Genomic DNA, 25,733 nt, shown 5'->3' with positions numbered 1-25,733 from the left:
AAAAAACAACGATTTGAAAGAAGATTATTACGACATATTAGGCGTTAGCAAAGGAGCCTCTCAGGCTGAGATTAAAAAGGCGTATCGTAAAAAGGCCATAGAGTTTCATCCAGATAAAAACCCAGACGACCCAGCTGCTGAAGAGCAATTTAAGAAAGCTGCGGAAGCCTATGAAGTTTTAGGTGATGAGCAGAAGAAAGCCCGATATGATCAATTTGGACATGCTGCATTTGAAGGTGGAGCCGGCGGTTTCGGCGGGGGCGGAATGAATATGGAAGACATATTCAGTCAGTTTGGTGATATTTTCGGTGGAGGTTTCGGTGGTTTTAGTGGTTTTGGTGGTGGCGGAGGCCAACGTCGCGTTAAGGGAAGTAATTTGCGCATTCGTGTAAAGCTAACCTTAGAGGAGATCGCAAATGGAGTAGAGAAGAAAATAAGCATTAAAAGGAAAAAACAAGCAGCTGGGGTTAGTTATAAAACCTGTAGCACTTGTAATGGTAGTGGTCAAGTAACACGTATTACCAATACTATTTTAGGAAGGATGCAAACTGCTACTACCTGTAATACATGTGGTGGAGCAGGGCAAATGATTGATAAAAGACCATCAGGTGCCGATGCCAACGGACTTATTACGGAGGAAGAAACAGTTACAATTCCAATTCCAGCTGGAGTAGTTGATGGTATGCAGCTTAAAGTTTCAGGAAAAGGGAATGAAGCCCCAGGAAACGGAATTTCTGGTGATTTACTTGTAGGTATTCAAGAATTGGAACATGAAACCTTAAAGCGTGAGGGAGATAATCTACATTATGACCTATACGTAAGCATGCCAGAGGCAATTTTAGGTGGGAGTAAAGAGATTGATACCGTTACTGGGAAAGTTCGGATTAAATTGGAGCAAGGTATTCAATCAGGAAAAATACTTCGACTACGAGGAAAAGGAATTCCTAGTATAAACGGATATGGGGCGGGTGATCTTTTAGTACACATAAATGTCTGGACACCGCAACATTTGTCGAAAGATCAAAAATCCTTTTTTGAGAAAATGCAAGGTGACGAAAACTTCGAGCCAAGCCCTTTAAAAAGCGATAAATCCTTTTTTGAAAAAGTAAAAGATATGTTTTCATAACTTTTTTGTTTAACAAAAAAAAGTTATCTTTGATAACTAGTGCTATATTCTTATAGCGCTAATTTTTTCTTTTTCATAGCAATTTTTTCCCATCCTTAGTGCTTTAAATTAAGGGTGGGTTTTGTTTTCTACTGTTTTTTTAGATGCTTTTTTGTTTTTTGCTAGTAATTCAAAGGTTAAACAAAAGTATAGGTTTAGATCCCAAAGCCCAGACTTTAGGATAGGATCAACAAAAAATAAAACAAACGCTATTCTGCTTAATTCTCGGTCAATTCAATATCTTTGAGACCTTTCAAATATCATCTATGGATCATCTGTTGGTTGCCAACAACATTACTAAAAAATATGCTGATTATGTTGCTTTAAATAAAGTATCCATCAGTGTTCCTACTGGAAGTATTTTTGGATTGTTAGGCCCAAATGGAGCGGGAAAAACAAGTCTTATTCGCATCATAAATCAAATTATATTACCAGATGAAGGATATTTGACTATGAATGGTGAACCTTCAAAGCCTGACCATGTAAAGCAAATAGGTTATTTACCAGAAGAACGCGGGCTATACAAAAACATGAAAGTAGGAGAGCAAGCAATTTATTTAGCTCGACTAAAGGGGTTGTCAAAAGTGGAAGCAAAAGAACAGCTAAACTATTGGTTTGATCGCTTGAATATAAACCATTGGTGGAACAAGAAGCTTACCGAGTTGTCTAAGGGAATGGCGCAAAAAGTGCAGTTTGTTGTTACCGTATTGCACAATCCCAAACTGCTCATATTTGACGAACCATTTTCGGGGTTCGATCCTATTAATGCAAACCAAATAAAGGATGAAATTCTTCAGCTTAGAGAAGATGGAGCGACAGTTATATTTTCAACCCATAGAATGGAATCCGTTGAAGAGCTTTGTGATCATATAGCACTAATAGATAAAGCTGAAAAAATAGTAGATGGCAAGCTAATAGATATCAAACGCGAATATCGATCAAATACCTTTGAAGTTGCCTTGGAAGCAGCTGAAAATATGCAACTGCTAAAACAAATTCAACAAGAATTTAGAACAAGCCCGGCGCATTTTAAAACAATTGGAAATGAGCTTAAGCTAAATGTTCATTTAAATAGTGATCAGAAAGCAAACGAATTAATTAGTTATTTGGCAAGCAAAGGAACAGTAACTCATTTTGTAGAAAAGGTACCTAGCGTGAATGACATTTTTGTGCAATCAGTTAGTAGTCGAGGAGATGAGTAAGCTAAAATTAATTATTGTTCGAGAGTTTTTAGCAAAGGTTCGAAATAGAGCTTTTGTGGTTATGACCTTCGTTAGTCCGTTAATTTTTGCAGGAATGGTTAGTTTAATTATCTATTTGACTAGTGTAAACGGGGAGGATAAAAAGCTAATTACGGTTCTCGATCAAAGCGGATTATTTCTACCAGAACTGGAGAAAAGTCAATCTATTTCTTTTTTGCATTTCAGAAAATTATCGTTTACTCAAGCAAAAGATAGCAGTTTGCAAATCGGCGCTAGTGGTTTTTTATTTATACCTGATGGTATGGAGATCGACCGACTAAATGAAGAAATTCAGTTTTATTCTTCAAACTCTCCAAGTGTATCAACGCTTAGTAATATTGAACAGCGTATTGAGCGTAAACTTCGTGAGCTAAGGTTGGCGAATTATGGTATTTCTAAAGAAGCGCTTTCAAAAATAGATACCGATTTCGAACTAAACACCAGTAGCTTTACAGGCAGTCAAAATTTAAAAGGAATTAACGAAATCAAGGCCTTTATTGGTAGCGCTTTTGGTTACCTGATTATGATGTTTATCATTATATATGGTTCGTTTGTAATGCGAAGTGTTATCGAGGAAAAAACCAGTCGTATAGTTGAAGTAATCATCTCTTCAGTCAAACCATTTCAATTAATGATGGGTAAAATTATTGGGACGTCATTAGCGGGTGTTTTTCAATTTTTAATATGGATTGTTTTAGGAGGTATTGTGTTGATAGCTCTTACATTTTGGCTTGGTATTGATTTGCAGCAGTTGGCTTCTACCAATGCAGTTGCTAATGATTCTATTGAGATGATGAATGCGAATTCTGGCGATTTATCAAAAGTTAATTTATACTTTAATGAGATTCTGACGATACCTTGGGTAGGGCTGTTGCTATTGTTTATCGTGTATTTTGTTTTAGGGTACCTGATTTACAGTTCTATTTACGCGGCTATTGGTAGCGCAGTAGATAATGAAACGGATACGCAACAATTTATTTATCCGGTAATTGTTCCTTTGATACTTGCAGTGTATGTTGGCGGTTTTTCGGTATTTGATAACCCCGATGGTCCTATTGCAGTCTCTTTTTCGTTGTTTCCGCTTACCTCACCCATAGTAATGCTAATGAGATTTCCACTCGGCGGAGTGCCTTGGTGGCAGATAGTAGTTTCTATCCTGTTATTAATACTTACATTTATATTCATAGTTTGGTTGGCAGCCAAAATTTATCGCACTGGCATTTTAATGCACGGAAAAAAAATAAGCTATAAAGAACTATATAAGTGGTTAAAATATTAGAAGATGACGCAAGATAACGCGCAACATACAATACAAGAAACAACATCAACTTGGGATAAGGTTGTCGATCTACTATCATACCAAATAGATATTACTGAAAAGGTTCATATTACGATCCTGCAAATACTAATAGTCTTACTGGTATTTATTTTAACATCCTATTTGTTAAAGCTGATAAGAAGGCTTGTCACAAGAAAGTTACCGGAAGAAGATAAGTTGAAGTTTGTTAGCTTTTTTTCCTTTATAAAGTACTTTATTTACATAGTTGTCATATTAGTCACTCTTGATAATACTGGGTTTAACGTAACAGCCATTTTTGCTGCCTCTGCTGCCTTATTAGTTGGTATTGGTTTAGCATTGCAAACCTTATTTCAAGATATTATATCAGGGGTTTTCATTTTACTTGATCAAACGGTACATGTTGGTGATATTATTGAAATAGATGGTAAAGTAGGACGGGTAGAAAAAATTAACCTTCGTACAACAAGAGCAGTCACAATTGATAATAAGGTATTAATCATTCCCAATCATAAATACCTAACTTCGATATTGTATAACTGGACAGAAAACGGTTCACTAACTCGGGAAAATATTGAAGTAGGTGTCGCCTATGGCAGCGACACGGAATTGGTTAAAAATATTTTACTAGAGGTAGCACTAGCCCATCCTAAAGTTCGAAAAAAACCTGAGCCTTTAGTGTTGTTAACTAATTTCGGAGACAGTGCCTTAAATTTTAAGCTTATTTTTAGTATGAATGATAGCTTTATTGCTGGAATTCCTAAAAGCGATATGCGTTTTGAGATCGATAAGCGATTTAGAGAACATAATATTAGTATTCCGTTCCCTCAGCGAGAAGTGCGCGTGTATCAAGCTGATGAAACATCTTTAGATCAAAACAAGAGTGAGTAAATTCAATTAAAAATCGAAAAAATGTCAAAAATTTTAGTCATAGAAGATGAAGCAGCCATTCGCCGTGTGCTGGTAAAGATACTGAGTGAGGAGAACGATGCTTATAAAGTATTAGAAGCTGAAGATGGTCTTGCGGGCGTTGAACTTATCAAAAAAGAAGATTTCGACCTTGTATTATGCGATATTAAAATGCCTAAAATGGATGGTGTTGAGGTATTAGAAGCAACAAAAAAGGTAAAACCTGAGATTCCTTTTGTAATGATATCGGGTCATGGAGATTTAGATACGGCTGTTAATACAATGCGATTAGGAGCATTCGATTATATTTCAAAACCACCAGATTTAAATCGTCTTTTAAACACCGTGCGTAATGCTTTAGACCGTAAAGAATTGGTGGTCGAAAACAAAATGCTGAAGAAGAAAGTAGGCAAGAAATATGAAATGATAGGAGAGTCAGATGCGATTGCTCAAATCAAAGACATGATTGAAAAAGTTGCAACAACTGATGCTCGTGTGCTAATTACAGGTCCTAATGGAACTGGAAAAGAACTTGTAGCACATTGGCTTCATGAAAAGAGTGAGCGAAGTAAAAACCCAATGATAGAGGTAAACTGTGCAGCGATTCCTTCAGAATTAATTGAAAGTGAACTATTCGGTCATGTAAAAGGAGCATTTACATCTGCAAATAAAGACCGCGCTGGTAAGTTCGAAGCAGCCAATGGAGGTACCATCTTTTTAGATGAAATAGGCGATATGAGTTTATCAGCACAAGCTAAAGTATTACGAGCACTACAGGAAAGTAGAGTACAGCGTGTTGGTAGCGATAAAGATATTAAGGTGGATGTCAGGGTAGTTGCTGCGACCAATAAGGATTTAAAGAAGGAAATAGCAGATGGTAAATTTCGCGAAGATCTATATCACCGCCTAGCGGTAATCTTGATAAAAGTTCCGGCCTTAAACGATCGACGTGAAGATATTCCGTTGCTAGTAGATCATTTTTCTAAAAAGATTGCGAGCGAACAAGGTATTGCTTTAAAAAGTTTCAGTGATAAAGCAATTAAAAAATTGCAAGACTATGACTGGACAGGAAATATTCGAGAGCTTAGGAATGTGATTGAACGGTTGATTATCTTAGGAGGAGCAGAAGTCTCTGAAGAAGATGTGAAACTGTTTGCAAGTAAGTAAGATACTACCACCAGCTTATTTGGTTAGTTCGAGGGTCATTGTGGAATTACTGGGAGTTTGACTTTTTTGTTAAAATCAAAAAACCAATTTAAAACACTGAAAACAAGCTATTTAAGTGGTTTTTTTATGCGATTTGAACTCATCCAAAGAATATAAAATGTTAACAAAATCTTAAAATTATATGTTAAAATTTTAACATATTTAACATTTTGAAGTTTTTTTTCGATGTTCTACCGATTATTTAAAATTTTCATTTTGACTAGCCTTAAAGAGGTTGCACCTTTGGGGTAACCAAATGACCTATTGTATTTAGATTTTATATTAATCACATAAATACAATAGATTATGACAACAATTTTACTTTTTAAAGATCTTTACAATCAAGCTTTCAACAAGCTACAATTTTTACAGCTAGTTGTATTAAAATCATTTACATGGTTTGCCTTAGGAATGATCGCTATTGGTTTTTTAGCGTTTGTTTATAGAATAACCTCCGGATTTTTTACAATCTAGACTTACCTTAATACTAGTTTGCAAAAACAAGTGGCCCAAAAAGGATAAAACCTTCGCAAGCCGCTTGTTTTATTTTAAAACAGTACCGAAATAAAAAAGCTAATGGTAGTGATGCCATTAGCTTTTGTTTATTTATTGGATATAAGAGTGCTATTTACCGTGGTACTTACCCATATAACGTTTCCATAATTTAGTTTGATGCGTTTCTAAACTCACTTCGCGACCTTGAATAAATGCATGACTAATGATATTTGTACGCATGTCTAATGCATCACCTTCACTAATAAACAGTGTGGCACTTTTTCCTGTTTCCAGACTGCCATAATCAGCATCAATACCCAATACTTTCGCTGCATTAAGTGTAATCATTTCAACTGCTTTTTCTTTTGGTACACCATAAGCGGCATATGTACCTGCATAAAATGGGATATTTCGCGTATTCATGCGTTCCATCTGTCCTTCCATCCCAATAGTAACCATGACGTCTTTATCGATTAGAATTTTTGCCATTTTGTAAGCCAGTCGTACATCTTCATCATCCATATTTGGGTTTCTGTGAGATCGGTCAAGCACAACAGGAACTTTATTCTTAACCAATAAATCAGCAACTAAATGAGCTTGATTACCATGCACTAATACCATTTTTATTCCTTCATTCGCTGCAAAGTTCACGGCATCTACTATTTCTTTCTTACCTCCAGCATGAACGAATAATTTTTGAGTACCATCATATAGACCTTTAACCGCTTCATAAGGAAGGTTTTTTTCACTTTGCCCACCTTTTAGATACGCTTTTGCCTGATGCATAAAATCCTTAATTGCACCTACATTTTCTGCGTATTTCTTGTCTGGTTTAGCTCCAGGGTCTTCGCCTAACCACCAACGACCAAAGGTGAAACTACTTGGCCAGTTTAAATGAATACCGTCATCGGCTTTGACTACCGCATCTTCCCAATTCCATGCATCGAATTGCATTACCGATGATGTTCCTGAAATAGTCCCACCGCGCGGGGTTATTTGTCCCAATAAAACGCCATTAGGCCTCATGCTCTCGACCACTTTGGATTCGGCATTGTAGGCGATTTTAGCTTTTACATGCGGTATTAGCTCGCCCAATTCATCAAAATCACGAGTAGGACGAACGGCATCAATTTCTGACAACCCTAAGGAGGCATTTGGCACAATAAATCCAGGATAAACGTGCTTGCCTTTTGCATCTATCATCTTACCACCAACGTTTTGGGCCTGCGTACCTATATAGGTAATTTTTCCATCTTTAAAAACTACAACGCTGTTTTCAATAACTTGTCCGTTTCCTATGTGCGCAGTAGCACCATTAATGGTAATGGTTTCACTTTGTGCAGATGCAGGTGTTTGCTGTGCAACAACTGTTGATACTGCAAATATGGAGGCTAGTAAACTTTTATATAAATTCTTCATCTTGCTTCGTATTAAAATTGTTCAACAGTATCACAGTGAAAATCTTCCTTCACCTTTTTCTTAGGTGGTTGTGTTTTCATTCCGCTATTTTTTGCTTTTAGCATCATATTAATAAGCATATTCCGCTCTTTCAAGATGTCTTTGTTTAGTTGTTCATCTCTAGCCGAATCAAAATAGGTTACGCCCTCGATAATTGTCTTTTCTGCTTTTGCATAAATTGACATTGGGTGATCGCTCCATAGCACCAAATCTGCATGCTTTCCTACCTTAATGCTGCCGACCTTATCATCTATCTGTAATAGTTTAGCGGGGTTTAAAGTAACAAACTTCCAAGCCTCTTCTTCAGACAGACCGCCATACTTAATGGCTTTGGCGGCTTCTTGATTTAATCTTCTAGACATCTCAGCATCATCCGAGTTAAATGCGGTCACAACACCAGCGCTATGCATTATTGCTCCGTTATAGGGTATTGCATCATTTACTTCATATTTATAGGCCCACCAGTCGGAGAAAGTCGACCCACCAACACCGTGTTCTTTCATTTTATCGGCAACTTTATAACCTTCTAAAATGTGGGTGAACGTCTGTATCTTAAAGTCGAATTGCTCTGCAACCTTCATCAACATATTAATCTCAGATTGCACATAAGAGTGGCATGAAATAAACCTTTCTTTATTTAAAATTTCGACCATGGTCTCCATTTCAATATCATAACGGGGAGCTTTAGCTCTTGCTTTTGCCTTTTTGGAAAGACCATTATAAGCCTTCCATTTTGCTTCATATTCTCTTGCACGGGTAAAGTTGTCTACAAATACTTGCTCAACTCCCATACGTGTTTGAGGGAATCTTGAAAAGCTATTCCAGTTACTCTGCTTTACATTTTCACCTAAGGCGAACTTGATGTATTTCGGAGCACCTTTAAATAACAATCCGTCGGCATCTTCACCCCATTTAAGTTTTAATATGGCCGAACGCCCACCAATAGGATTTGCAGAACCGTGTAAGATTTGAATCGTGGTAACTCCACCAGAAAGATTTCTGTAAATACCTATATCATTAGCTTCAATAACATCTTCGATAGTTACTTCGGCAGAGTTATTATGACCGGCTTCGTTAATAGAAGCAGCCGCTATATGACTATGCTCATCAATAACACCAGAGGTTAAGTGTTTACCTGTCGCATCAATTACCTTGGCGCTAGGATCGCTTAAGTCTTTTCCAACCTGAGCAATACGCCCATTTTTGACCAACACATCAGCACTTTCCATAATACCTTCAGCTTCGTTAGTCCAAACTGTTGCGTTTTTGAAAAGTAGATTTTCAGCTTTTGGATTCGTCTTAAATCCAAATGCATTATTAGGATAGGTGAGTGGCATTAAAACAGGATCTTTATCGGCAGTTGATCCAGCTTTGCCGCCTTTTCCACCTTTACCTCCGTTCTTTCCATCGACACCATCTTTTCCGTCTTTACCTGATTTGTCATCCTCCTTGTCTGCTGTTTTAGTTGCTGACCAATTGGTCAAAGATCCGCTTGCGAGCGTACCATTACCAGATAAGTTGTCACTATCTCCAATAGCTGCAGTTAGGCGCACAAAACGCTCTTCTTTTTCATCAAAAGGGATATAGAACAGGTTTAACCATCCGTCTTTATAAGTAACTTTAGACGCCATTTTAACCGTGTCCTTTTTTACTTCAGATTTCAATTTAGATAACTCACCAGATAGTTTTAAGCTGTAGGTATTGCCAACAATTTTAAGATCATAATCACCACGAATGTCTTTTACATTCATGTTGTTAATTACATTTTTATTACCCTGTACCCAGTTTTCATGTAGTGTTGTTTTCTTATTAAAAATATCACCTGAGGTAATTAAAAAGTTGGCTATGGACCCTTTGTTCAACGAACCGATCATATTGCTTTTACCCAATAATCTTGCTGGGACTGTAGTTAGCGCCTCCAATGCTTTGGTCTCATCTAAGCCATGTTTTATAGCTTTCATTAAGTTAGACTTGAAATCTTTAGTCGACTTTAAATCAGCGGTTGTTAATGCAAATTGAACACCATTCTTAGCCAAAACTCCAGGATTAGTTGGTGCGTGATTCCAATGCTTCATTTGGCTTAACTCAACCATTGAAGCGGCATAAGGATCACTAACATCATAAGCTGCAGGGAATTTTATAGGAACAATGAAGCTTGCATTTGTTCTTTTTATTGCTGCAATATCCGCATATTCATCTCCACCACCTTTAATGATGAAGTTCATGCCAAACTCGTTTGCGATCTTATCAGCCCTTAGCGCATTTGCCGCACTTCCAGCATCTATAATTTGCGGTAAATTTTTGTTTTTTGCAACTGCTTCTAATGACCGGTCTTTAGTATCACTATTTCCGTTGGCGTACCATTTTGAATCGTGATATACCTGTCGAATTAGAGCCATCCCACCCATTATAGAGGTTGGGTAACTTTGTCTTGAGGCTACACTTTTTCTAAAAGACAAATGATTGGCAGCATCCTGATCTAAGATCCGAGTTTCATCACCATCTTTATCATTCAGCGTTACCAGCATACTGGTTCCTCTCATAATGCCATCTTCAAGATGTGTATTCACAGCTCCAAATCCAGCTTTTACAAGCTCTCCAGCTTTCTTGCTATCAAATTTAAATGAAGATACACCATGTGCTTCTGGCATTATATGGTCGTTCCAATAATAACCTTCACGACTACCATTATATTGAGCGCTGCGCCCTCCGCCAGATGCTCTTTTAGGTTTTGCAATACCAAAACCACTGTAGATATCAATAAATGAAGGATAAATTTGTTTTCCTTCAAGATTTACTACTGTTGCGTTTTGAGGAATAGAAACGGAAGCTCCTGCATTGACCACTTTTCCATTTTGAATAAGTAGCGTTCCGTTTTCGATTATTTGGGTCGGTGTGACATAGATCTTTGCATTTGTAAATGCTGTGTAGTTGTTGTTCGTTGTTTTAACTCCATCATTTTTAGGAAAGTAATCTTGAGAAAAAACAGTTAGGCAGCTCAGCAGAAAGCCGAGTACCAAGAGTTTTTGTTTCATAGGTTGGTTGAATTGAATTAATAAGCCTAAAGTTAACATAAGCTTAAGAAAGCCGTTGTTAATTTAGGATTTTTTAACTTTTGGTAAGGATAGAAAAACAGTGAATTTCTAAAGCGCCTCCTCCTTATAATAATTCACCAATAAGGCCACAACATGATTATAACTCTTTATACCCGCACTTTGACTATTCGCTTTTAAGTAGGTGTTAAAGGTGAGTTTAAATAGAGGTTCGAATACATTCTTATGATCGCGCCAAAATTGACGCGCTTCTTCGTAGTTTTTTAAAATCCCAGGATTCACTTTTTCCAAATATTGATCTACAAGCTCTGGTTCTCGGCGACTTATTTCATTTAAACAATGACGCAAGGCGAAGGTATATCCTGAATATTTAAAGTACGCATCATCGTTATTAATAGAGGCTAAATAACCCAAGAAATTGGCTTCGTTTTCAGCGCTATATCCTAGCTGATGAGCTTCTTCATGGCAGCTAGTAGTTGGGAACTTATGTCCTGGGATCATATAATCTACATGTCCCTCCTGAGTAAACGGATTTAAATAACCACTAAAACCCATATAGGTTAGCGGATAACTAAACAGCGACTTTTTTATACTCTTGGGAGTATATTCAAATTGAGGATATCGTTCACTTAATTTTTTATAGCCTTCAGGAGTTTTTTTAAATACCTCTGATAAGCTATGAGGAATGGCAACAGCCACCGTATCATTATTAGTGATCGATCTATGGAGTTCGTTATTTTTATCAATTAAAAGATCGGTAAAAGCAAGTAACTCCTCAGTGGTATATTGAGCACCGATATTCAAAGATTTGTATAATGGCAAACGATAATAATTCATTCCCCATAACAGGTGGAAAGTGAAATAAACCAACGATACGCCTACAAATACATCAGTAAAAAACACTCGAGTAGATGAAAAAAACTTCCTGCCGTTTTTTATAAGAAAACGAATTATCAAGACGATCGCAAGCGCATATAAAAGGTCGCCAAACGAAAATGGTAACCACCCCAACATATATCGAAATAATTTAGAGATAAACGGATAAATACCTTGGCTGTAGTAGTTTTCTACAAAATCAGGATATCTAGCGAGTATCTTAACAATAATAACTTGAGGAATAATTGACAGCGCAATTATAATCTTGGTTTTTTTTTGCATAAAGCTAAATTAGGTTTTTATCGATTGGTGAGGGCTTATTCAATATTTTTGCAACTAGAACATACAAGTTACTTAAGCATAAAAATATGAATTCTGAAATAATACAACTAGCACCTTCGGAAATATGGTCAAATTTCGCAAAACTGAATGCCGTTCCGCGTGCTTCTAAAAAAGAAGAGCGTGTAATAGCCTTTATGAAAGCGTTTGGTGAAAGCCTTGGTTTAGAGGCTTTTGTCGATCATGCTGGTAATGTTGTCATCAGAAAACCTGCGACTGCCGGAATGGAAGATCGAAAAATGGTGGTCATGCAATCGCATTTGGATATGGTTCATCAGAAAAACAACGATACTGTTTTTGATTTTGATACTCAAGGCATAGAAATGCTGATTGATGGTGATTGGGTAAAAGCAAAAGGGACTACACTTGGGGCTGATAATGGACTTGGAGTTGCTACAATTATGGCAGTTTTAGAAAGTAAAGAAATAGCCCATCCACCAATTGAAGCATTATTTACAATTGATGAGGAGACTGGAATGACTGGCGCTTTCGAATTAAAAGGTGGATTACTACAAGGTGATATTCTTTTAAACCTGGATACCGAAGAAGATGACGAAATTGGAGTAGGTTGTGCGGGAGGTATTGATGTTACTGCAAAACGCAGCTATAAGGAAGAATCAACACCTGATAATACGATTGGCTATAGCATTACCGTAAAAGGATTACAAGGAGGTCATTCCGGAATGGATATTCATAAGGGCTTAGGTAACGCTAATAAGATCATGACGCGTTTGTTGTTTGATGGTTTTGAGAATTTTGGACTTCGGATTCACTCATTTGACGGAGGTAGTCTTCGCAATGCTATTCCGCGTGAAGCTGTTGTTCATTGTGTGATTGATTCCGTTCATCAATCTTCTTTTGAATTTGAAATAGGAAATCTTAGCAAACAGATTAAAAAAGAGCTTGAAACGATGGAGCCTGAGCTGGATATTGTAGTTGAGCAAACTAACACTGCTCCTACAGTTATGGAATTAGGTGTGCAGGAGGGAATTATAAAGGCTTTATACGCAGCTCAAAATGGCGTATATAGAATGAGTGCTGACATTACCGATTTGGTAGAGACTAGCAACAATATTGCTCGAGTAGAAATTAAGGAAGAATCCATTCATGTTGGCTGTCTAACCCGATCTTCAGTTGAAACATCTAAAATGGATTTGGCCAATAGCTTAAGAGCGACTTTTGAGTTAGTAGGCTGTGAAGTGGAATTTTCTGGTGATTATCCAGGGTGGACACCTAATATGAAATCACCAATTTTAAAAGTAATGACCGAGTTGTACGAGAAATTAAATGGAGAAAAACCTCATGTAGCTGCTTGCCATGCAGGTTTGGAATGTGGCATTTTGGGACAGAATTATCCTGAAATGGATATGATTTCTTTTGGTCCAACCATTAAAGGGGCTCACTCACCAGATGAGAGAGCTAGTATTTCATCCGTACAGAAATACTGGAGTTTTGTATTAGAGATATTGAAGAATATTCCTAAGAAGTAGATTCTGATAAAACTAAAAGAGCCAATAAACAAGACTATTTTAATCTTGTTTATTGGCTCTTAATTTTTTAAGCCAATATAGTTTTTGAGCTTATTCTGGTTTTTGTTCTAATCCAAGAATCTCAAGATCAAATACCAAAGTTGATCCGCCTGGAATTGGGCCGTAGTTTTGATCGCCATATCCCAAATGTGAAGGAATTATCGCTCTTACCTTATCGCCAACTTTCATGGTTAAGAGTGCCTCTCTAAAACCGGCTGCTAGTTGCGCTTCTGGACTATATTCCATTGGGAATGGAGTCATTTGATGTCTAATTGATCTGGTAACACCAAATTCTTCTGCGACCTCGGTAACATTGGTATCGAATAGGGTAGCATCTTTTGCCAACCAGCCAACATAATTTACCATTACTTTTGGTCCGCCAATTCTTGGTTTTTCACCAGATCCTTCAACTAGCTTAATGATTTTCAATCCAGAAGGAAGCGTTTGTGCAGTTTCTTGCTGTGTAGCCAATGTTGCTAAAAAGTCTGTCTTTGCTTTTGCTATTTTAGCCGCTTCTGCCTCTTTCTCTTTTTTCTCTTCTTCTAAGGCCTTCGTGAAGACATCAGCTGCGTCAAAATTTTTGGCTTCTTTTCCAACTTTAATGATCTCAATTTTATTAATGATAATGTCTTCTTTAGGTTTTGTACCTTGAACTTCCGTATTTGCAATGCTGTCAAGGACAGCAGTTCCTTTTTCAACTTTACCAAAAACTGAATGGATATTATCTAACCATGGTGTTGCTTTATGTGTAATAAAAAACTGACTTCCGTTAGAGTTAGGACCTCCATTTGCCATTGATAAGATCCCCTTTCCACTATGTGTTAGGTCTGGGTTAAATTCATCACCAAATCGATATCCTGGATTACCAGAACCATTTGCTAAGTGATCACCACCTTGAATCATAAAGTCTTTCATCACTCGGTGGAAGGTTAGGCCATCATAAAACCTTTTTCCTTTGAATTCTTCGGAAACAGCGGGATTGGTACCTTCGGTTAATGAAACAAAGTTAGCAACAGTTTTAGGTGTTTTTTGAAATTCTAATTTCAATAAAATATCTCCCTTGGTTGTTTGCAAATCTGCATACAACCCGTCGGCAAGGTCTTGGTATTTGGCAGATTTACATCCCGCAACAAAAATTGCGAATAGCACTAGTATATAATTAACTCTTTTCATGTAAAATTTAAAATTTAAGTTTGACTGTTATTCTGTTTTTTCTTGTTCTACGCTATGTACATTCACAATAGCTTTTAATGGTGTATTGGTCGTTATTTTTTTATTGTCACCATGATATCCGTAGGCTTGATTAGAAGGAAATAAAAAGACAACACGCTCATTGGCTTTCATTAATTTAATACCACTTCGTAAACCTTCCATTATATTTTCCTTGTCAACATAATACTCTTGTGTTCCAAGCTCTTCTTTTGAATAAATTACAGTGTTGTTTAGAAGTCTTAGTTCATAATCAAAAGTAACTTTATCCCCAAATTTTGGCATTTCAGTAATTTCCTTATTCTTGTTTTCGTAATAATACCAATAACCATTTTCTGAGGCTACATAGTCGTTCAAGCTATCATTTTTAATAATAGTTTGAATGACAGCCTCTTCCTTTGCAATTAGTTTTTTATTACGTTCAACCGACTGTTTTAAGAACGATCCGCTAGAAATACTAATTGGTTTTCTAGGAATTGGTTTGCTGCATGAAAACATACTGGCAATAAGCAAAAAAGCAATCCATTTAGTTTTCATAAGCCTCTTGTAATTCATTTTTATAGTTAGGTAGGACTGATTTAAAACGCTCAATTGTCGCTTCCATTGTGTCGTCGCTTCTTCCTCCTGCAGCATTATCATGACCGCCTCCTTTAAAATGTTCTCGCGCAAATTGATTCACGGAAAAACTTCCTTTTGATCGCAATGACAATTTGATAAAGTCTTCTTGTAAATCCTGAATAAAAATAACAGCAAATACAATGCCTTCGAGTGATAAGCCGTAGTTTACAAAACCTTCAGTATCTCCTTTTTTAAAGTGATTGTCGTTTAATTCTTCTCTACTTAACGAAATAAATGCCGTTTTATACTCCTCTAGTACCACCAGGTTATTAAGCGCACAACCTAACAATTTCATTCGATTAGTACTGTTCGTATCTAAAATGTTAGAATGAATTTTGAACCCGTCGATACCTGTGTCCAATAAAGCAGCCGCAACTCGATGTGTTGTTCCAGTGGTCGACGCAAATTTGAAAGAGCCTGTATCGGTCATAATCCCGGTATACAAGCACGTAGCAATATCCTTATCAACCAGATCGACATCGCCAAGCATATCCATAAAATGATATACCATTTCGCAAGTCGATGACATAGTCGTGTCGCTGTACATGAAATCGGCATAATCAGCTGGTTGTTGATGATGATCAATCATTACGAAAGTAGCATCAACATCAGCGACCACTTTTTCCATAGCACCAATACGACTAAGATGATTAAAGTCTAGCGTACAAATAATATCTGCAACCTTGATTAGCTCTGTAGACTGTTCTGCCGCATGGTCAAATTTTAGTATGCGCTCTTGCTGTGGAATCCACTTTAAAAACTGTGGATAATCATTGGGAGCTATTACGGTGCAGGAGTGCCCTAATTTTTCTAAATACATAGATAAACCAAGGGTAGAACCAATAGCGTCACCATCTGGATTTTTATGTGGTATGATTACCACCTTTTTTGGCGAAGCAAGCAGGTTTTTAAGGGCTTTTAGCTGGTTTTTATCCATAAGCGCCAAATATACAAATTTAATAATCGCTTAATCTTCGTTTTACTAACTTCGGACTTAAATACATCACATATGAAACGACTATTATTGATACTTATTTTGATTTTTTCTGGAGGAATTCAATCTGGTTGTAGTCAGGAAAAAGAAACCGACTTCGTAATTGCATTTGGTTCTTGCAATGATCAAAAACGGCCAAATGAACTTTGGAAAGATATCATAGCCACGCAGCCAGATTTATGGATTTGGGGCGGTGATAATATTTATTCAGATACCGATGACCCTGTTAAGATGAAATCGGACTATGATTCACAATTGTTAAATGAAGATTACCGAAAATTGGTTAATACAATACCGGTTATGGGAACTTGGGATGACCATGATTATGGTAAAAATGATGCTGGAGTCGAGTATGTAATGAAAAAGGAGAGTCAGCAATTGTTTCTTGATTTTTTAGGCGTTAGTAAGGATGATTCAATAAGAAAACAAGAGGGAATTTATACCTATAAAGACTTTGATACAGCTAAGGGAAGTATTCGTGTTATTGTGTTAGACACAAGATACTTTAGAACTACTTTGACAAAAGGGACAGGAGGTAAGCGTTATCAGCCTAACAAACCTGGTGATGGTACTATTTTAGGGAAAACACAATGGAAATGGCTTAGGGAAGCTTTAGACAGCAGTAAAGCCGACTTTAATATTATAGTAAGCAGTATTCAAGTACTTAGCGGAGAACATGGCTTTGAAAAATGGGCCAATTTTCCGGCGGAACGAGATTTACTATTTGATACTATAGCTAACTCAGGTGCAAAAGGGGTGGTTATTCTTTCAGGAGACCGCCATATATCGGAGTTTTCTAGAAGGGAAAGCACTTTATTGCCTTATCCCTTAATTGATTTTACTTCTAGTGGTTTAACCCATGCATATCGAGGGTTTAAAGGAGAGCCTAATGAATTTAGAGTCGGCGAGGTGGTTTTTACTGAAAGTTTTGGGGTGCTGCGATTCAACTTTGATGAGAAAAAAGTGATGATGGAAATGAGAGCAAAAGGAAACGTGGTATTGGATGAATTAAGTCAGAAGTACTAGTTTTTACAGCTTAATCAGAAAATTCAGAATTATAAAACTTTTAAACCCCGATAAAGTATTATTTTTGCACCACATTTTAAAAAATAGAAATGGCAACAAACAGAACATTTACAATGCTTAAGCCCGATGCAGTAGAGAATGGGCACATTGGCGCAATTCTTGAAAAAATTACAGCAGCAGGATTTAAGATTGCTGCAATGAAATACACGCAGCTTAGCAAAAGAGATGCACAGCAGTTTTATGCGGTTCACAATGAGCGTCCGTTTTTTGGCGAACTTGTTGAGTTTATGACTAGAGGGCCTATCGTAGCTGCAATTTTAGAAAAAGACAATGCAGTTGATGATTTTAGAGCATTAATTGGTGCTACAAATCCTGAAGAAGCAGCTGAAGGAACTATCAGAAAATTATTCGCAACATCAATTGGTGAAAACGCAGTTCACGGTAGTGATAGCGATGAAAACGCAGCCATTGAAGGTGCTTTCCACTTTTCTGGAAGAGAGATTTTCTAGGACTACAACAAATACAATACTGAAAGCCGTTTAGTTTTACTAAATGGCTTTTTTTATCTAAGAATTAGTTTGGAAACTAACTCTTTACCGAGTTCTCTATTCATCATTTCGATAATTTTTTGCTTACCATAACTCAATTCTTCTCGCAAAGGAGCTGATTTTAAGGAGATGTACAATGTAGCGCCTTTAAGTTGTACATCATCGGTATAAGCAGCCACGGCTTGCCCCATCATTTGCATCCAAATATCTTTTACTTGAACCTGATCTAGCCCTTTTTCAAGTTTATTAGCGCTTACAAAATCTTTTAAGACGTCGCTTATTGTTTGCTCTTCTCTAGTTCGTTTTTTCATTGCTCAGGTCTAAAGATTCATAACGTTTATAATGGTATTGCAAACCACGGTCATTTAATAAGACCATCGATGAGCTATCTGCTTTTTTTACATATTCATCCCAAGTCGCGATCTTGTTTTTATAAGAAATAAAGAGGCTATCATTCTTAGTGACTAATTCGATAGTCGATTCATTTTCATTTCCTAAAAACTTTCCATCTATTGTAGGAGTCACTTTCTTTCGATAACCAGATGTTTCATTTTCTAAGTAAAAGAGATCTACTGTATTACTTATGGAATATTCTTTTTTCTTCCCTTTAAACAAAACCTGCTCAATTTCCCAATAGCCGGCTATATGCTTTTTTTTATCCGAATTAGATTGCTCTTTGCTACACGCACTGCATAATAAGATAACAAAAAGGACCTGAAGTTTCTTCATAATTTGAAAATCTTATAAGATTGATGCGTTTTGCTTACTACCTTTTCGGTTCTTTCAGCATGCGTATCAGAAATAAATAGTTGACCAAAGTGATCATCTTCTAGCAATGAAACGATATGTGATACACGCTTTTCATCTAACTTATCAAAAATATCATCTAAAAGTAAAATGGGACTCACTCCAGCTTTTTCCTTTATAAAATCGAACTGCGCCAACTTTAAAGCAATCAAAAAGCTTTTTTGCTGCCCCTGAGACCCAAATTTTTTAATGGGATATTCTTCTATTTCAAAACTAAGATCATCCTTATGAATACCTTGACTGGTAAATTGCAGGGCTTTATCCCTATTGAGATGTTGCTTTAATAATTCGTCTAAACTTGCATCATGCAAATGCGACTTATAACTAAGCCCAACCTGTTCGTTCCCGCTAGAGATCGATTTATAACGCTCAATAAAAATGGGAACAAAAACCTCTAAAAATTCCTTTCGGGCATTGTAGATCGGTTTAGATAGCTCCGTTAGCTGCTGATCGTATATTTCGAGATTATCGGCATTAAATGTATTGTTCGCTGCAAAGTATTTAAGTAATGCATTACGCTGTTGCAATACTTTATTGTAGGTGATTAAATTGTTGAGGTAGTCTTTGTTTTGCTGTGAGATCACGCTGTCAACAAAGCGTCTTCTAGTATCACTGCCTTCTATGATGAGGTCACGATCGGCGGGAGATATGATTACTAAAGGCAAGAATCCGATATGATCTGATAGTTTGTCGTAAGCCTTAGCATTGCGTTTTATGATCTTTTTGTTTCCTTTTTTAAGGCTGCATATGATCTTTTCACTCCGATCATTCTTTTCAAATTCGCCATCAATGACAAAAAAATCGCTTCCGTGCCTAATATTTTGGGTTGCAACCGGGTTAAAATAGCTTTTTCCAACTGATAAATGATAGATAGCATCAAGCACATTCGTTTTCCCTACACCATTGTTTCCCACAAGGCAATTTATCTTCGTATCAAGCTCGAAATCCTTGGATTCAAAATTCTTATAATTAATAAGAGATAACTTTTTAAGGTGCATTAAATGGGTTTGTAAATGAGAAGGCCTTTATATATGGCAAATATAAATTGCAAAATATCGAAAAATTCAATAAATATTATATTTTTGCGCAGCATAAAAAATAAGCAATGGCAACGTATAAAAAACGAGCTAGTAAGGATAAGAAGGGAAAGAGTCAAGCGGATCGCATTGAGGAGCAGAGTACTACAGCTGAAGTATTCAACACGCTTGATGAAACTGCTGGCAAAACGGAAGCATGGGTAGCTAAGAACCAAAAGTATATTTTTATATTTATTGGAGTTGTTGCACTTGGTGTTTTGGGTTATTTGGGATACAATGAGTATGTACAAAAGCCTAAAGAGCAGGAGGCTGCAAACGAAGTTTACCAAGCAAATGAATTTTTTCAGGATGCCATGAATGGTAGTGCAGCAACTAAAGATTCGTTACTAACCCTTGCACTTAAAGGTGGTGAAGGTAAATATGGACTATTAGATATCATTGACGATTACTCTGGTACAAAAGCGGCTAATTTGGCAAACTATAGCGCAGGTATCGCATATTTAAATTTGAAAGATTACACAAATGCAATTGAGCATTTAAGTGATTTTTCATCAGATGATCCTGTTTATGGTGCGGTAGCAAAAGGTAGTATTGGTGATGCATTTATGCAGTTAAACCAGCCTAGTGATGCTTTGGATTATTACGAAAAGGCGGTTTCGCATAGTACAAATGACTTTACAACTCCTAAATATTTGTTGAAAGCTGGGATTGCTGCTTTAGAAGCAAAAGACTTTGCAAAAGCAAGTACCTTTTTCACTCGCATTAAAGAGGAGTTCGAAAATAGCACAGAGGCTAGAAATATTGACGTATATATCGGTCGTGCTGAAAATGCTAAATAATGGCAACAGCAAATAAAAATTTATCGGACTACGATAAGACTACAATCCCAAACGCGAAGGACTTTCGGTTTGGGATTGTTGTTTCTGAATGGAATGATACTATAACAGAAGGCCTTTTTGAAGGAGCACATCAAACGCTGATCGAGAATGGTGTGTCTTCGGATGATATAGTTCGTTGGAACGTTCCAGGAAGCTTTGAGCTGGTTTATGGCTGCAAGAAAATGATACGAGCTAACAAGTTCGATGCAATTATTGCTATCGGAAGTGTTATTCAAGGAGAAACAAAGCATTTTGATTTTGTCTGCAGTGCCACTGCTCAAGGTATTAAAGACCTTAATGTTGAATATGATACTCCAGTTATCTTTTGTGTGCTAACTGATAACAATCTACAACAAGCCATTGATAGAAGTGGAGGAAAACATGGCAATAAAGGTACTGAGGCTGCTATTGCTGCTATTAAAATGGCATATTTACGTGCTAATAGCCAAAACTAATTATACTACGAGTCAGACTGCTATATTACTAGACAAAGTATAGTGCTATTACACTAATTTCTTTAATGCAAGCCAGGTTATTTTCTGATGCTTTGTAGGCTCTTAACTAAGCATTTTTAACTAAATTTTTTAAGGAATTTGATGCTGTTTTTCTGCTAGTTTAATGATCAATTAATAAAGGACTTTTTTATCCTTTTTATGACGAATGTCATATCCTGCTTCTCATTCTGTACATATTTTTGGTTGAAATAATAAATCAGCCAAAATCATGAAATTCATATTTAGAAGTTTGGTTCTCCTTTTCTCATTAATGATGATAAGTTGTGGAGGGAAAGAGGAAAAAAAGAAGGACCAGATACAGATAAAACGAAAGGCAGACGTTGAGGTAAAAACTCAAGAAACTGTTACAAATGAGGTTCCTGCATCTCAACGAATTACCCTAGACAATAAGGGTGTTGGTAAAATAAAATCACTCACTTTAGATGCTACTATCAATCAAGAAATGGTTGCTAAGGGGGCAGCACTTTTTAAAACAAATTGTATGGCCTGCCATAAAGTGGAGAAACGATTTATCGGCCCATCTCCAAAAGGAATTATGAAAAGACGAAGTCCTGAATGGATTATGAACATGATTCTTGATCCTCAATTAATGGTAGAGCAAGACCGCTGCGCGAAAGATTTATTGGTTGAGTTTAATGGCGCGGCAATGGCCAACCAGAATATTAGCGAAGAACAGGCACGTGATATTCTAGAATACTTCAGAACCTTAAACTAATAATATATGAAAACTAGACACCATAATTGGCTGTTGAGCATACTTATAATGCTTTTACTGCTTTTTGTAATCGTTGGATGCAAGCAAGGAGCCAAGACGGAAAAATCAGAAACTCCAACTGCAACAAAGTCTGCGGAGACTGCTAAAAAACAGGGGCAGGCATTTATCGCTGATGATGAATCAACACCTAATGTGCTTCAAATTGCAATAGGGTCTCCTGATCACACTACACTTGTCGCTGCAGTACAGGCTGCAGATCTTGAAAATGCACTTGTAAACGCAGGACCTTTAATGGTTTTTGCGCCTACCAATGCAGCCTTCGATGCATTACCGGAAGGTACGGTAGATGATTTGCTTAAACCAGAAAATAAAGATGCTTTAGCCAACATTTTAAAGCATCATGTTACACCTGGAAATTACAGCAAAGACTTTCTCAAGAAATTCAAGAAACTAGGACAAGCTAATGATCAAAATACCACTATAGAGGTTAAGGGCGATGACGTGTATGTAGGTGGTGCAAAGATTGTTGCCAGTGTAAAGGCGGGTAATGGTATTGTACATGTAGTTGATAAAGTAATCCTGCCGCCAGCGCAGTAAGAAAACGATATAAGCTAATTAATAATCATAAATACAAACTAATGAAAAAATATAGTTATCATGTATTGTCACTACTGGGCTTACTGCTAGTATTTGCAGGATGTGGCAATCAACAAGGTCAAGGTTCTTCAAATGGTGCCTTGAACTCTAGCGCTGCGGAAAAAGTATACGTTGCGCCAGGGCAGCAGGACGAGTTTTACGCTTTTCTTTCAGGAGGATATAGCGGTAACCTTACTGTTTACGGATTGCCTTCTGGACGTATGTTTAAAGAAATTCCTGTTTTCTCTCAATTCCCAACCTCAGGTTATGGTTATTCGGAAGAAACCAAGCCAATGCTAAATACTTCTCATGGTTTTGTACCGTGGGATGATTTGCATCACCCTGATATTTCTCAGACAAACGGTGAGTTAGACGGTCGTTGGATTTTTGTAAACGGAAACAACACGCCAAGAATTGCGCGGGTAAGTTTAAGTACGTTTGAAACTGAAGAGATTATTGAGATCCCAAATAGTGCGGGTAATCATAGTTCATCCTTCATTACGGAAAATACCGAGTATGTAGTGGCTGGGACACGTTTTTCAGTTCCTGTACCGCAAAGAGATATGCCAATTGCCGAGTATAAGAGCAATTTTAAAGGAGCTTTAAGTTTTATTGAAGTAGAGCCGGAGCATGGTCATATGGATATTAAATTCCAGGTTTTAATGCCTGGTTTTAACTACGACCTTTCACACCCTGGACGGGGAGATTCTCATGGTTGGTTTTTCTTTAGTACTTATAATTCTGAAGAGGCGAGTACCTTATTAGAAGTAAATGCTTCTCAAAATGATAAGGATTTCATCGCCGCTATTAATTGGAAAAAAATAGAGGAGTACGTAAACAATGGCGGAGGTACAAAAATGCCAGCAAATTATGCGCATAATGTATATGATGAAAGTACACATATGGGTACAAGCACTATGAAAAAAGAGGTAGTTACTGTTGACCCCACTAAAGTGCCGGATGCAGTGTTCTTTTTACCTACGCCAAAGTCGCCTCATGGGTGTGATGTTGACCCTTCAGGGCAATATATAATTGGAGCCGGAAAACTATCAGCCGATCTTACGGTGCATTCTTTTGATAAGATGCTTGCTGCTATTGAAGGCAAAAAATTTGATGGTGAAGCCTATGGTATTCCAATCTTAAAATTTGAAGATGTATTGGCAGGTACCGTTAAAAGTGGTGGTTTAGGCCCCTTACATACAGAATTTGATTCAAAAGGAAATGCATATACTACATTCTTTATCTCATCAGAAGTTGTAAAATGGAAATTAGGTACGTGGGAAGTAATAGATAGACAGCCTACCTTTTATTCTGTAGGTCATTTAATGATACCAGGTGGTAACTCAAGAAAACCATTTGGTAAGTATGTGGTAGCCATGAATAAGATTACCAAGGATAGATATTTGCCAACGGGTCCTGAAATGGAACATTCGGCCCAGATATATGATATATCAGGAGAAAAAATGGAACTTATCTACGATTTCCCAACACATGGTGAACCACACTATGCAGCAGGATGTCCAGCCGAGTTACTCGCTTCGAAGTCTAAGAAAATATATCGTTTAGATGAGAATAAACACCCATATGCGGTTACAAGCCCAGATCAGGCCAAAGTAGTTAGAGAAGGGAAAAATGTACATGTTTATATGTCTACAATTAGAAGTCACTTTACTCCAGATAATATTGAAGGGATAAAAGTGGGTGATAAAGTATATTTCCACATTACGAATCATGAACAGGATTTTGATGTACCACACGGATTCTCAATGATTGGCCAAAATACATCAGAGATTCTGGTAATGCCAGGACAGACTAAAACGTCCGTTTGGGAACCTAAACAAGTAGGGGTTTGGCCGTTTTATTGTACCGATTTCTGTTCAGCATTACACCAAGAAATGCAGGGTTATGTCCGTGTTTCTCCAGCAAATTCTAATATTGAATTAAGCTGGTCTCTTGGTGGGGATTAAGTATTACTTGGTTTACGCCTATAAACTAAAATGGGCAGTCGAAAGCTGCCCATTTCTTTCACCATATTCGTCCACATTTACTTTATCAAAGACAATGAAAAAAGCAAGCATATTCATGATAGTTGGTTCACTATTGCTATTAGGCCTATTCAAATTCCCACTTTGGAATATTATGCTTGGTGCACCACAATACCCAGAGCCGTTGGGGATGAATATTTTTATTGATGGCATCGAAGGACAAAACGAATTCGACATACAAAACATAGATGGGTTAAATCATTATATCGGTATGAAAACCCTACCAAAGCCCGAAGATATGTGGGAGTTTAGCGTGTTTCCAATGGTAATCGGAGGAATGGCTTTATTAGGTGTTTTGCTGGGATTCCTGGGGTATTTTAAAAAGATAGGGTACCAATGGTTCCTATTATGGTTCTTTTTAATGGCCGTTTTGGGCACTTTAGGAATGTATGATTTTAATGCTTGGATGATTGACTATGGAACTAATCTGGATCCTAATGCCATTATGAAACTTCAAAATCCTGATGGTACACCAATGAGTTATAAGCCCCCGTTGTTGGGACATAAAAAGTTACTCAATTTCGATGCGTATTCGTATCCAAGATTAGGCGGTTATTTCATGTTCGTTGGAATGTTATTTACGTTGCTAGCGTATATGATAGGAAGAAATAAAATCAAATTAAATAGGCTATGAAAAGGTATTTAAAAATAAAATCTACTGTTTCAATCGTCATTCTGATTACTACGATTTCTTGCAGCACTCAGCCAAAATCCATTGACTACGGTTCTGACAGTTGTCATTATTGTAAAATGACCATTGTAGATAAAATTCATGCTGCTGAGTTGGTTACAAAAAAGGGAAAGGTATTTAAGTTTGATGCAGCTGAGTGTATGGTTAATCATATAAATGAAATTGATAAAAATACCATCGATAAATTGCTTACGAATCATCACGATACTCCAGAAGAATTAATACCCGTTACTTCATCAACCTTTCTAATAAGTCAACAGTTACCAAGTCCTATGGGGGCTTTTTTAACAGCCTTTGACGATAGGTCAAGCGCAGAACAAGTTTGGAAAAATGTTGGTGGAGATTTGTACTCTTGGGAAGAGCTTCAAGATCACTTAAAAAAATAGAAAGTCCTTATTCTCAATACATATAAGATGTTGTTTTATCATTAAATGATCATCTCTATA

At 37.0% G+C, this 25,733-nt stretch carries 25 protein-coding genes; 16 read left to right on the top strand and 9 right to left on the bottom strand.

The genetic code is table 11. The annotated features are described in order from the left end of the window. Positions 1-13: 13 nt before the first annotated feature. The 6 genes from dnaJ (at position 14) to GWK10_RS18695 (ending at position 6,292) form a co-directional block, all read left to right on the top strand. The gene (dnaJ, locus tag GWK10_RS15180) at positions 14-1,126 is read left to right on the top strand and encodes a molecular chaperone DnaJ (RefSeq protein ID WP_164033245.1); all 1,113 of its coding nucleotides are present in this window, start codon (positions 14-16) and stop codon (positions 1,124-1,126) included. A gap of 305 nt (positions 1,127-1,431) precedes the next feature. After that, positions 1,432-2,367, top strand: coding sequence for an ABC transporter ATP-binding protein (locus GWK10_RS15175; protein WP_204263153.1), 936 nt, complete (start codon positions 1,432-1,434; stop codon positions 2,365-2,367). Then, on the top strand, positions 2,360-3,685 hold the full coding sequence (locus GWK10_RS15170; RefSeq protein ID WP_164033244.1) for an ABC transporter permease: 1,326 nt from the start codon (positions 2,360-2,362) through the stop codon (positions 3,683-3,685). The genes GWK10_RS15175 and GWK10_RS15170 overlap by 8 nt, the downstream gene beginning before the upstream one ends. A 3-nt stretch (positions 3,686-3,688) precedes the next feature. Next, entirely contained in the window at positions 3,689-4,594 is a 906-nt protein-coding gene (locus GWK10_RS15165) for a mechanosensitive ion channel family protein (RefSeq protein WP_164033243.1), read from the top strand. Positions 4,595-4,615: 21 nt separating this feature from the next. Next, positions 4,616-5,779, top strand: a complete 1,164-nt coding sequence (locus tag GWK10_RS15160) for a sigma-54-dependent transcriptional regulator (protein WP_164033242.1) — start codon at positions 4,616-4,618, stop codon at positions 5,777-5,779. 345 nt (positions 5,780-6,124) lie between these two features. Further along, positions 6,125-6,292 (top strand): DUF6747 family protein, encoded by a 168-nt coding sequence (locus GWK10_RS18695; protein ID WP_394351672.1) that lies wholly within the window; start codon positions 6,125-6,127, stop codon positions 6,290-6,292. Between the two features lie 150 nt (positions 6,293-6,442). Here the strand turns inward: GWK10_RS18695 and GWK10_RS15155 are convergent, their stop codons facing one another. The 3 genes from GWK10_RS15155 to GWK10_RS15145 all read right to left on the bottom strand — a co-directional run bounded on the left by GWK10_RS15155 (position 6,443) and on the right by GWK10_RS15145 (position 11,982). Then, on the bottom strand, positions 6,443-7,732 hold the full coding sequence (locus GWK10_RS15155; RefSeq protein WP_164033241.1) for an amidohydrolase family protein: 1,290 nt from the start codon (positions 7,730-7,732) through the stop codon (positions 6,443-6,445). An 11-nt stretch (positions 7,733-7,743) separates the two neighbouring features. Continuing rightward, positions 7,744-10,806, bottom strand: a complete 3,063-nt coding sequence (locus GWK10_RS15150; RefSeq protein ID WP_164033240.1) for an amidohydrolase family protein — start codon at positions 10,804-10,806, stop codon at positions 7,744-7,746. Positions 10,807-10,914: 108 nt separating this feature from the next. Beyond that, positions 10,915-11,982: a DUF3810 domain-containing protein gene (locus GWK10_RS15145; protein ID WP_164033239.1), complete on the bottom strand. Its 1,068-nt coding sequence runs from the start codon at positions 11,980-11,982 to the stop codon at positions 10,915-10,917. Positions 11,983-12,068: 86 nt separating this feature from the next. On the opposite strand from GWK10_RS15145, the gene GWK10_RS15140 reads away from it, so the two are divergent. Beyond that, entirely contained in the window at positions 12,069-13,529 is a 1,461-nt protein-coding gene (locus GWK10_RS15140; protein WP_164033238.1) for an aminoacyl-histidine dipeptidase, read from the top strand. 90 nt (positions 13,530-13,619) lie between these two features. On the opposite strand, the gene GWK10_RS15135 is transcribed toward GWK10_RS15140, so the two are convergent. Genes GWK10_RS15135 through GWK10_RS15125 form a run of 3 tightly spaced genes read right to left on the bottom strand, consistent with a single transcriptional unit; the run spans position 13,620 to position 16,332 of the window. Continuing rightward, a complete protein-coding gene (locus GWK10_RS15135; protein WP_164033237.1) occupies positions 13,620-14,741 on the bottom strand; it encodes a peptidylprolyl isomerase in 1,122 nt (373 codons plus the stop codon). A gap of 27 nt (positions 14,742-14,768) precedes the next feature. Then, complete coding sequence (gene gldI, locus GWK10_RS15130; protein ID WP_164033236.1) at positions 14,769-15,314, bottom strand: gliding motility-associated peptidyl-prolyl isomerase GldI; 546 nt, start codon at positions 15,312-15,314, stop codon at positions 14,769-14,771. After that, positions 15,304-16,332: a DHH family phosphoesterase gene (locus GWK10_RS15125; RefSeq protein ID WP_164033235.1), complete on the bottom strand. Its 1,029-nt coding sequence runs from the start codon at positions 16,330-16,332 to the stop codon at positions 15,304-15,306. The genes gldI and GWK10_RS15125 overlap by 11 nt, the downstream gene beginning before the upstream one ends. 72 nt (positions 16,333-16,404) lie before the next feature. Here GWK10_RS15125 and GWK10_RS15120 point away from each other — a divergent pair, with 72 nt between their 5' ends. Together GWK10_RS15120 and GWK10_RS15115 are read left to right on the top strand one after the other, a co-directional pair. Continuing rightward, positions 16,405-17,415 (top strand): alkaline phosphatase D family protein, encoded by a 1,011-nt coding sequence (locus tag GWK10_RS15120; RefSeq protein ID WP_164033234.1) that lies wholly within the window; start codon positions 16,405-16,407, stop codon positions 17,413-17,415. Positions 17,416-17,504: 89 nt separating this feature from the next. Further along, on the top strand, positions 17,505-17,924 hold the full coding sequence (locus GWK10_RS15115; RefSeq protein WP_164033233.1) for a nucleoside-diphosphate kinase: 420 nt from the start codon (positions 17,505-17,507) through the stop codon (positions 17,922-17,924). Positions 17,925-17,977: 53 nt separating this feature from the next. On the opposite strand, the gene GWK10_RS15110 is transcribed toward GWK10_RS15115, so the two are convergent. From GWK10_RS15110 to recF, 3 genes are read right to left on the bottom strand one after another with little or no spacing between them, the layout of a single operon-like run. Next, the gene (locus tag GWK10_RS15110) at positions 17,978-18,274 is read right to left on the bottom strand and encodes a DUF721 domain-containing protein (RefSeq protein ID WP_164033232.1); all 297 of its coding nucleotides are present in this window, start codon (positions 18,272-18,274) and stop codon (positions 17,978-17,980) included. Further along, positions 18,258-18,692: a hypothetical protein gene (locus GWK10_RS15105; RefSeq protein WP_164033231.1), complete on the bottom strand. Its 435-nt coding sequence runs from the start codon at positions 18,690-18,692 to the stop codon at positions 18,258-18,260. The genes GWK10_RS15110 and GWK10_RS15105 overlap by 17 nt, the downstream gene beginning before the upstream one ends. Continuing rightward, positions 18,689-19,768, bottom strand: coding sequence for a DNA replication/repair protein RecF (gene recF / locus GWK10_RS15100; protein ID WP_164033230.1), 1,080 nt, complete (start codon positions 19,766-19,768; stop codon positions 18,689-18,691). The genes GWK10_RS15105 and recF overlap by 4 nt, the downstream gene beginning before the upstream one ends. Before the next feature lie 107 nt (positions 19,769-19,875). Here recF and GWK10_RS15095 point away from each other — a divergent pair, with 107 nt between their 5' ends. From GWK10_RS15095 to GWK10_RS15065, 7 genes are all read left to right on the top strand, one after another. Further along, the gene (locus GWK10_RS15095; RefSeq protein ID WP_164033229.1) at positions 19,876-20,646 is read left to right on the top strand and encodes a tetratricopeptide repeat protein; all 771 of its coding nucleotides are present in this window, start codon (positions 19,876-19,878) and stop codon (positions 20,644-20,646) included. After that, positions 20,646-21,140 carry a 6,7-dimethyl-8-ribityllumazine synthase gene (ribH, locus tag GWK10_RS15090; protein WP_164033228.1) on the top strand — a complete coding sequence of 165 codons (495 nt, stop codon included), beginning with the start codon at positions 20,646-20,648 and terminating at the stop codon, positions 21,138-21,140. The genes GWK10_RS15095 and ribH overlap by 1 nt, the downstream gene beginning before the upstream one ends. Before the next feature lie 268 nt (positions 21,141-21,408). Continuing rightward, positions 21,409-21,915, top strand: coding sequence for a cytochrome c (locus GWK10_RS15085; RefSeq protein WP_164033227.1), 507 nt, complete (start codon positions 21,409-21,411; stop codon positions 21,913-21,915). Positions 21,916-21,921: 6 nt separating this feature from the next. After that, positions 21,922-22,512: a fasciclin domain-containing protein gene (locus GWK10_RS15080; RefSeq protein ID WP_164033226.1), complete on the top strand. Its 591-nt coding sequence runs from the start codon at positions 21,922-21,924 to the stop codon at positions 22,510-22,512. Positions 22,513-22,553: 41 nt separating this feature from the next. Next, positions 22,554-24,518: a Sec-dependent nitrous-oxide reductase gene (gene nosZ / locus GWK10_RS15075; protein ID WP_164033225.1), complete on the top strand. Its 1,965-nt coding sequence runs from the start codon at positions 22,554-22,556 to the stop codon at positions 24,516-24,518. Positions 24,519-24,612: 94 nt separating this feature from the next. Then, on the top strand, positions 24,613-25,230 hold the full coding sequence (locus GWK10_RS15070; protein ID WP_164033224.1) for a hypothetical protein: 618 nt from the start codon (positions 24,613-24,615) through the stop codon (positions 25,228-25,230). Continuing rightward, entirely contained in the window at positions 25,227-25,673 is a 447-nt protein-coding gene (locus tag GWK10_RS15065) for a nitrous oxide reductase accessory protein NosL (RefSeq protein WP_164033223.1), read from the top strand. Before GWK10_RS15070 ends, GWK10_RS15065 begins: the two co-directional genes overlap by 4 nt. Positions 25,674-25,733: the final 60 nt, after the last annotated feature.

This window comes from Spongiivirga citrea (assembly GCF_010671565.1).
Classification (GTDB): Bacteria; Bacteroidota; Bacteroidia; order Flavobacteriales; family Flavobacteriaceae; genus Spongiivirga; species Spongiivirga citrea.
The sequence above is the reverse complement of the archived record's forward strand: the minus strand, read 5'-3'. Positions and strand labels throughout refer to the sequence as shown.